This window comes from Candidatus Paceibacterota bacterium (assembly GCA_035452965.1).
Lineage (GTDB): Bacteria > Verrucomicrobiota > Verrucomicrobiia > Limisphaerales > UBA8199 > UBA8199.
In genome coordinates, this window is the sequence record DAOTCE010000020.1 from 78218 (window position 1) to 86835 (window position 8618).

An 8618-nucleotide genomic window follows, 5' to 3' on the forward strand; every position below is an offset into this window, starting at 1 on the left:
GTTCTGAACTGGCGCGTCCGGCAGGACTTGAACCTGCAACCTTCTGATCCGAAGTTTGAAGCATCATGTTCACGCCAGGCTTGCCGGTGTCATTTATCGGCCATTTGACACGCAACTTTCTCCCGTCTTCATTGCACAAAACGCACGTGCGGTCGGTTGCTAACCCCATGCGCTATTCCCTGCAACCGACCGCTGTTCTTGGAAACAATAGCCAACAAAGTGGCCAACGGAACCAACGAAGGAATCAGGCCCCACTCGCCGAAACGGCACCGCCAGGTTGGGTTTGGGCCTTCCGCACCCTCTCCGCAATCTCCTGCGCCGTCAGCCGCGCTGCCGGATTGTCGCTGAGCTGGTCCACCAGCCCGGAAACCGTTGCGAACACGCCCGCCTCCTTCTGATGCTCCATCAGCCATTTGACGAACTGCGCATCCGCCACCTGCCCTTGAGGCGTCGTGGTCAGGATCGCCCGGGCGGTCTCCACGCCCTGGACTAGCGCCTCGTTGACCTTTCGGTTCCGCACCTGCCTGTACCCGTGATACAACCCCGCCAGGGCCAGCGCCAAGATGCTGCCAACGCCAGGCGCGAAGGTATTCACGATGGATCCCGCAGCTTGAATCGTTGCCTCAGCTTCAGGCCTCGCGACCAGATTCGTCACCGGCACCTGCACCAGGTTCGTGTAAAACACCGGCACGAAGTTAGTCACCACCGCCGAGACCAAATTCGTCGCCACCGGCTCACGCTCCAAGTAGCCCGCCACGGCACCAGTGGCCGCGTTGGTCACGTACACGATGTTGGTCCGCTCCGTCACCACGGGCACCGCGTTCGTCACCACGACCGTATTCGTGAACACATGCACCACCGGCGCATTCGTCCACGTCACTTCCTGCTTGTACGCCGCCCGATCCAAGGAGGCGCACCCGCTCGCGCAGGCCACCAGCAGGGCCAGCGCCCCGGCCACCGCCGCTGCCCAAACAATCTTCTCACCACGACTCATCTTCATACTTGCTTCCTTTCCATCCGGACGAGACGCAGCTCATCCCTGCACTCCTCCAGAACTTTTGTGTTGTTGTCCAGGCAGACGATGAGCTTGGCGTTCGCCGCGCTCTGCTCCGCCACTACACCACGCAGGCTTTCCTGGTAACTGTCCCTTGCCTGCTTGTGGTCCTCGATCAGCCGCTCGTGTTGCAGCACGAAGTACCGCATCACAAACCACGCGAACACACCGAACACCACCAGGCTGGCTACGAACAGCCAGCGGTCGTTCATGGCCGCCGCATGGTCCACCTTGCTGATCAAATCCGCCGAAATCATGTTTGTCATGGCACCATCACTCGCTCCATCAGGAGCCGATTCACGCGGAAGAACTCCGCTCGGTTCGTCGCCGGAAACCACGTCGCCTCACCCGTCACACTCCCCCAGGCCGCCAGGTTCGTGCTCCGCCCGAACACAGGCGCCAGTCGCACCCAAGCCTTTCCTGCCATCGCCGGCGGCAAGGGCTTGCTCTCCCAGGACACCTCGCTGCTGAAGTCAGACTCCAACCCGTTCGTGTCGTAAGCCGTTGCCGCAAAGAACCAACGTCCACGATGCGGCAGCACAACGGATTGCGTCAGCACCAGGCCCGCGTTGGTCACAAACTGATACGACCGCGTATTCGTGCCGTAGTAGAGCCGGTAGCCTGACACCGCTGCGGACGGCGACGCATCCCAAGCCAGCGTCAGCCGCTCCGCGCCAGTTGCAGCGGCGCACGCCAACATCAGCATGGTCCAGAGCCACTTCATGCCCGTACCAGCCGCACACTGCCGCTGCCGCCCTGGATTAGCGCGCCATACTTGGCCAGCATCGCCTGCGCGACACGCGACATGATCGGTCGCGTGTCCTCTTTGCTGTAGCTGACGCTGGTCTGCGAGCTCGACCCGCCGCTGGAGTTGTGCGTCGCCGAGCTGGTCTGAGTGGAACTGATCCCCTCACCCGGAGGCGCGGCAGTGCGATCCGCAATCAGGAGTTCCCGCGCCATCTCGCACACCGCGAATACAACGCCTTTCGGCACCGAGTCACTCGGCACATAGTTGGTCAGCACCGGCGACAGCGGCGTGCTGGTCACCAGATTGCGGTCCGGGTCCGGGCACCGCTCCCGTGGCCACTGCAGCGCCTGCGTCTCGTGCGCCCTAAAGCCATTGAACTGAAACTGCGTATCCACCAGCCGCGTCGCCATGATCAGCGCCGCGCCCTTGGTATCTTCGCTCGCAGCCGTCCACGCCGAAGGATACAGGTGTCCCTCGAAGTACATGTCGCCGTCCGCCACGTCCGCGTAGCTGTTGGCGTCTGACATGCCCGTCCCGTCTTCCTTGTTCAGTGTGAGAGCCATATACGTTCACTTCTACGGTGCGCAGTAGTACCACTCGTAAGCCGGCCCGAACGGCCCGATGATCTCCGTGCCGCACCGGTAGCGCATCCGATAGGACACGTCGTCATTCTCGAAATCACTGAACGCCCTCACGTGCCGGAACTGCCGCACGTTACTCGGCACGGCGCCCACATACTCCTCGATCCAGGTATTTGACCCGCGCGCCCAATAAAGCTCGATCGTGCCATCAGGAAAACGCCCCTGCTCGAACGTGAAATCAATTAGCACGTCGAACCAATACAGCGGCTCCCCTTCGCTCTCCGTAAGGTTGAGTCCAGTGATGACCGGTTGCGCGGGCGTTCCCAGCCCGCAGCGTCGCCGCTTCTGGCGGCGCATCGCCCACCAGGTCCGCACCACCTCCCGCACGCGATTACTCGGCCGGCTCAGATAAAGTAGCTTTGCCATGATTCGGTTGAGGAACTTGTTCTCTGCTGTTCGCAGCCTGCTCAGACTTCCCATCCCCGGCAGGCACTACAGGGACAGGCGCAGGCTTGGCATCCGTTGCCGCCTCCACCGGCAGCAACGGACGCCTCACCCGTCGAATGATTGGAAGCAGTCCGTCCATGCTCAAATGGCGTTCGCGCCAATCGCGACCTGCTTCCAGTTGCTGCCGTCACTGATTGCCAGGCACGGCACCGCACCAGTCCCGCCCGCGCTCAGATAAATGATGCGTCGCGGGAACTTGGCCGCCGTCACACCAGCCGCCACGGCGGCGGCAACGTTGGTGAACGTCGGATACTGAATCTGTTCGCCGCTCCGAATCTTCTCGAAGCCACGCGGAATCTCTTTACCCATACGTGTGTCCTTTCTGGAAAGGCGATTGCCGAGGGCAACCAGCCCCCGGCACTCGCTTAGTTGTTGTGCGTCACCGCCACCAGCCGCACGTTCTTGTTCTCCCAGATCCGCACCCAGTTGCTGGAGGTCTCCAGCTCCGCATTGGTCGGCGAGTCGCCGGCCACGCTGGCACTGGTGAACTTCACTCCACGAGGATGCAGGATGTAACGTCGCCGATTGATCAGCACCGTGTCACTGTCCAGCGCCACGCGCGCCAGCTCCACGCCTTCGGTCCCGTGCCCACCCTGCAGCGGCGTGCCATCCAACGGAGCGACACCCTTGGCGAACGCACCCTGGCCGAAGAGGTAGGTCGTATACACCGTCCCGTCAGTGCTGCCCGCTCGCGTCGGCAAGCTGTCGTCCACGACCACTCGCCGGCCCTGAAAGCTCGCCAGACTCGGCTTGCCTTCGCTGTCCGGCAGGAAGTCAATCAGATCGAGCTTCTTGAGCGCCGCCTCCGTCGCCGAGTGCATCGCCACCGCCGTCAGCCGGCTGGCCGCATCGCCCAACTTGGCGCACGCATCCACGAACGTCGCACCGTTCAGCTTCGTCGCCGACGTGGTGCCGGCGACCGACTCCGAATGAATCGCCAGCAGGTTGCCCGACATGGAGGCGGCGGCGAACATTCCCTTGAGGCAGGAAATGACCAACCCCTCATCCGTCCGCGCCCAGTAGGCCGCCACCAGGTCCACGATGGCCTGCATCGGGTCGTCGCCCGAGATCACCTTGGCCAGGTGGTTGACACTCCACACCTGCGCATCGTTCTGAATGCGCGCGATGTCCGTATCCGCCGCGATCTTGTTCACCGCCAGCGACGCCGAATCACTCAGCAATTGCCGCGTCGCCGTCAGGTCCTTCCAGAACGGCATCTTCACTTCCCGCCCGCCGCCCTGCGCTAGTGCATCAAACTCGGGCGCCATCTCGATGATGCCCGACTCGCCAAAGCGCGACAGCTCAGCCGTCCGCTCGATGGCGTATTTCTCAAACTCCGTGGGGATGATAATGTCCGCCACTGCTGTCTTAGCCATACTTCACAGTCTCCGGTTGTGACCCAGGTTCATCAGGCAGCGGCTCTCAGCCGCGCCGCCAAACCCGGATCGGTTTTTTGCAGTCTCATTTGCTCCGTGAGGTTCCACGTCTCCTTGCGGAAGGGATTCTTCACGGACTTGTTACCGACTCCACCGGAGCCGTTGCCGGCGGCACCGCCACCAGCGTTGGATTCAAACAGATGAGGAGCGTCAGCAACCTGCTGTTCCACCCACTCATCCAAAGTCATAGGCGTGATCCCGTCCTTGCCGACACGCACTGTCTGGCCATCGGCCTCGTAGGCACGCGGCGCGCCATCCACTAGGCGGAACACCGTGCGGGCTCGCGCCGTGATGTCAGGAATCGCAGTAGGACGCAGGCCGCGCTTGGTAGCAACGGTGATCACGCCCTGATCAATCTGAATGCCAGTAAGGCGCGCATTCAGTGAGTCGCGCTCGTTCGTGACGGCAGCGAATTGCTTGTCCCATTCGCTCTTTGCAGTCTTGAGCCGGCTTTCCACAACCTTGCCCACCTCGCCGCTCTTGATCTGCTGCGCTTCCTCGAGCCGCTGCTTCTCCTCGGCCAGCTTGCGCACCTGCTCAGGGTCAATGCCCTCGAAGCGCTTCGTCTGCTCTGCGAGCTGGTTGCTCAGCGCGATGTTGTTGGCGCGGAACTCATCCAGCTTGGATTTGTCCGCAGCGCCATCGACGTCCAGCATCCACGCACCATCACGCTCTACATAGAGCGCTTGCTGCTCCGCCGGAATTTCCTCTTTCGATTTGAACTTGTATTTCAGTGCCATAACTCACTCACGTTGCTGAGGCGCTACCCATGGGTACGCCGCTGGAATTGCCCACCGTCCTATGCGACTGGCCACCTGTGCCAATCGCCACACCGTTCTTCGCGTCCTGGCGCCTTTGCTGTTCCAGTAGCGCTGCCTCCTCCTGGTTCGTCCTGCCCTCGGGCAGCACCTCACCGCGGCGGAACAGATCAAACATCGTGTCCTGGCTGATTGCGCCGGCCTGCCAGGCAGCGACGATTGCTTGCACATCCTGGCTCGCGAGCCCCTTCGTGCTGAAATCCGTGTTCAGCGTCATCAGCACCTGCTCGCTCTTCACGTCATCAGGCAGCTCCTCCGTGGAGTTCCACCAGTAGACCCAGCGCAGGACCTGCGTGAGCGACTCGCTCAAGCTGAGCGCTACATTACCAAGGATGCTGTATTCACCGGCTTGGCGGAGCTCGATTGCCGTGGCCGTCTCGCCCACCTTCTTCATGTCCTCCAGCATGCGAGAACCCAGAATGGCCATGAGCCGCTCGTCGCGGTCCATCGCTCGCTCATGAGTCGTCAGCCCCTGGCCGGTGAACTCCAGGAAGCCGGCAGTGGCACCTGGCGTCTCACTCACCCAAGCCGTGCTCGATCCGATGCGGAGAGACGCGCCCTTATCGAAGCCACTCACCCAGGCAGTGGGCAGCGCCGTAAAATGCAAGCCGTGCTTGAAGTCAGCGTTGAGGCGGTAATGGTCGAGGTTCACCGTGATGATGTCCTCCAGCGGCCCGCGATCTATCTCCGGCCGGGAATGCCGCGGCCCATGAAACACAAACGGAATCAACGGCAGCGGCTTGCCCAGTCGCAGTGGGATCCTGGTTCCCACAAGCTGCCACTCAACCTTGGCGCCCCTGCGCTGCGTTTTCTTCGGCTGCCACAGTTCCACCACGCAGTGGTAGTCGTGTTTGCCCGCGACCGGCTCATCATCGCCAGGCACCAGCTTCAGGACCCGCATCTGATCCACCAGCCGGAGGTCGAACCCATCATCATCCGGGCCAGGCGGTGCGATGACATGCTCCGCCAGCACGACCAGCGTCGGCACGTTGCGACCATTCACCCTCTCAACCCGCCAGTTGATGACCTGCTCGGCGCGATAGAACACCACGTACGCCCGATGCTCGACCGCATCTTCCCAGTCCACCAACGAGCCGGCGCGACCGAGACCAATCACGTCGCCCACCACCATTTTCGCGTAGCCGGTGAGGGTGGTGCCCAGCATGTCGGCGTCGTTCTGGAACTCCGCCATCGCCCGGCCAACACCGGCACCATCAGCGGGGAGCTTCACGAACGGCGGACGCCGGAACATCAGGCCGAGATACGCCTCCGACGTGCGCGCGCTGGCATTGAAGTAGGAGGCGCGCTTCACATAGGCCGAAAACTCCTCATCCGTCTGCGAGTCCAACCGAGGCAGGTACTTCTCGCCCCCAGCCTTGACGGCATCTTCGCCGGCCAGGACATCACGCGCTCGCGCCCATTCCACGGACGCGGCGTCGTAATCAGGATGAGTCGCATTTACGGCCATCGGCGCAACCTTAGCATCGCTTTTTGCCCTCTAACCGATGCCCCACTGGCCGTGTCATCACACGCTATCAGCAGCCATCCCCCGCTATCAGGAGTCCTCACTTTTCCTGAAGGAAACCGTTGACGACCTCCAGCACTAGGCACCGCTCCTGCCAGGCTCCGCGCCGGATGCGCCTTGGCGGCGCAACCGGCGCTCCGCCTGTCAGTCGCTCACGGCACCACCACCGGTCGCAGGCTGCTCGCTACGTTCATTCCAATTCGATGCGTTCCCGCTCAGGCAATGTCAGCCACACCGCCCGTGGCGGTGTGGAAAACCACCACCCCGCACCGAACACGCCCAGGCGCACGACCGCCGCAGGCCCCGCCATCCCCCTGTGCTTCCGCAACGGGGGATGGCGGGGCCTGAGGCTCATCGTTAGAAACTCAACCGGCACACCGCTGGCGCTACTTAGAACACGCCACCGCGACTCCAACCAGCATAGGCGTTCGACCGTGCTCCCGCTTCGCGCCGTCGAACACGCCTTGCCGATTCGGACGTCCGCGGCGCAGCCAGCGTGCCAGGCCCCCCTTCAACCCCGGCCTGTCACGCTCGCTGCTTCCGCTCGTTCCACATCGAACGTCCCACCGCTTCGCGACCACGAACCCGCGCCCTGAAACCAACGCCCGTAGAACGTCGCACGCCCCCAGAAGCTCCGTTCGGGCGCGTTTACGATGCAGCAGTCGCGCCAGCCCCCCTTTAACCCCACGGGCTGGCACGCCTGCTGCAACCATTGGAATGCGCCCTGCCACTCGCTCCGGAAAAGGCAAAGTTAGTGACTGGAACCCTTCGGGCTGTCGGGCGTCTCGGGTAATCCTACGCGTCCAGCGCTGCCACGCGGCCCTACCGACCTGAAGAAGCTCTCTCAAGAAAAGGTGTGAGAGAGCTTCTTCAGGTCGGTAGGGCCGCTAGGCGTTGGCAGGTCCTGGTCGGCGTTCGTTGGCAGCGGTTTCAGTGTCGCGTTGCCGGGTTCTATTTCCAGCGCGTTTCGTTGCCGGTGCAGTGGTGGCGGGCGTGTGGTTGTCCTCCTCAGTGGCGTCCGCGTCTCCCCTGGTGGCAGCCGTTGGTCTGGCGGTGGCTGCGTCTCTCTGGCTGGTTGCGCTAGGCTCTCACCTCACCCGCTGCCTTGGAAAACAGCAACGCCGCCAACCAAATGAAGTCAGCCTCTCCTCCGCTGGAGGAGAGGAAGTAGAAAGAACGACGAACCAACCACAACTCCGAACGCCCTGCACGAAACCAACGCCAGCCGAACCACAACGCCCCCGGAGCCGCTCCGTTCGCTCGCCGGCAGGCAGCGGTCGTGCCAGCCCTGCCGCAGGCGCAACACAGGGCTGTCACGCCCGCTGCTGATCTGCCGTCGAGCTGCCACTTCGCTCCGGACAAAGGCAAAGTCAGTTGAAACGACTCCTTCGGGCTGTCGGGAGTCGTGGGTAATCCTACGCGCTCAGGCACTGCCCGCGTCCCAGCCACTCTGTAGATGCTCTCTCAAAGAAAAGGTGTGAGAGAGCATCTACAGAGTGGCTGGGCCGCTAGGCGTTGGCAGTCCCTGGTCGGCGTTCGTTGGCAGCGGTGGCAGTGCCGGGTTGCAGCGTTTTACTTCCATCGCGTTTCGTTGCCCGTGCAGTTTTGGCGCGCGTGCGGCTGTCCCCCTCAGTTCCGTCCCCGTGTCCCGTGGTGGCAGCCGTTCGTTTGGCGTTGGCTCGTTCTCTCCGGTTGGCTGCGTCCGTCGCGTCAGCGTCCCCCGTGGGCAGTCGAGTAGCCCTTCCAGGGCCAAGAAGACCACCTCGCCCAAGGCTCGAAAGGAACCCAGTTCGCACTCCGCTAAGGCTCCGCGCTCAAAGGCATTGAAAGCGAAACGAACCCAACCCCGGCCAACGCATCACCAGACCTAGCTACGGAAACGTTCCCAAGCTCACTGGCCTCCGCTGCGGCCTGGTCATGCGCTGGCCCCCAATGTCAGCCTCACCTCT

General features: G+C 62.7%; 9 protein-coding genes. All 9 read right to left on the reverse strand.

Annotated elements, in window-relative coordinates; translation table 11 throughout:
* Nucleotides 1-244: 244 nt before the first annotated feature.
* The gene (locus tag P5205_15005; GenBank protein HSA11671.1) at nt 245-1000 is read right to left on the reverse strand and encodes a hypothetical protein; all 756 of its coding nucleotides are present in this window, start codon (nt 998-1000) and stop codon (nt 245-247) included.
* On the reverse strand, nt 997-1320 hold the full coding sequence (locus tag P5205_15010; protein ID HSA11672.1) for a hypothetical protein: 324 nt from the start codon (nt 1318-1320) through the stop codon (nt 997-999). The genes P5205_15005 and P5205_15010 overlap by 4 nt, the downstream gene beginning before the upstream one ends.
* Nucleotides 1317-1778 carry a hypothetical protein gene (locus P5205_15015; protein ID HSA11673.1) on the reverse strand — a complete coding sequence of 154 codons (462 nt, stop codon included), beginning with the start codon at nt 1776-1778 and terminating at the stop codon, nt 1317-1319. The genes P5205_15010 and P5205_15015 overlap by 4 nt, the downstream gene beginning before the upstream one ends.
* The gene (locus tag P5205_15020) at nt 1775-2365 is read right to left on the reverse strand and encodes a hypothetical protein (GenBank protein ID HSA11674.1); all 591 of its coding nucleotides are present in this window, start codon (nt 2363-2365) and stop codon (nt 1775-1777) included. The genes P5205_15015 and P5205_15020 overlap by 4 nt, the downstream gene beginning before the upstream one ends.
* Before the next feature lie 12 nt (nt 2366-2377).
* The gene (locus P5205_15025) at nt 2378-2809 is read right to left on the reverse strand and encodes a hypothetical protein (protein ID HSA11675.1); all 432 of its coding nucleotides are present in this window, start codon (nt 2807-2809) and stop codon (nt 2378-2380) included.
* Between the two features lie 162 nt (nt 2810-2971).
* Entirely contained in the window at nt 2972-3199 is a 228-nt protein-coding gene (locus P5205_15030) for a hypothetical protein (protein ID HSA11676.1), read from the reverse strand.
* A gap of 56 nt (nt 3200-3255) precedes the next feature.
* Nucleotides 3256-4266, reverse strand: a complete 1011-nt coding sequence (locus P5205_15035; protein HSA11677.1) for a coat protein — start codon at nt 4264-4266, stop codon at nt 3256-3258.
* 32 nt (nt 4267-4298) lie between these two features.
* Nucleotides 4299-5066 carry a hypothetical protein gene (locus tag P5205_15040; GenBank protein ID HSA11678.1) on the reverse strand — a complete coding sequence of 256 codons (768 nt, stop codon included), beginning with the start codon at nt 5064-5066 and terminating at the stop codon, nt 4299-4301.
* A 7-nt stretch (nt 5067-5073) separates the two neighbouring features.
* Nucleotides 5074-6612, reverse strand: a complete 1539-nt coding sequence (locus P5205_15045) for a DUF4055 domain-containing protein (GenBank protein HSA11679.1) — start codon at nt 6610-6612, stop codon at nt 5074-5076.
* Between the last annotated feature and the right edge of the window lie 2006 nt (nt 6613-8618).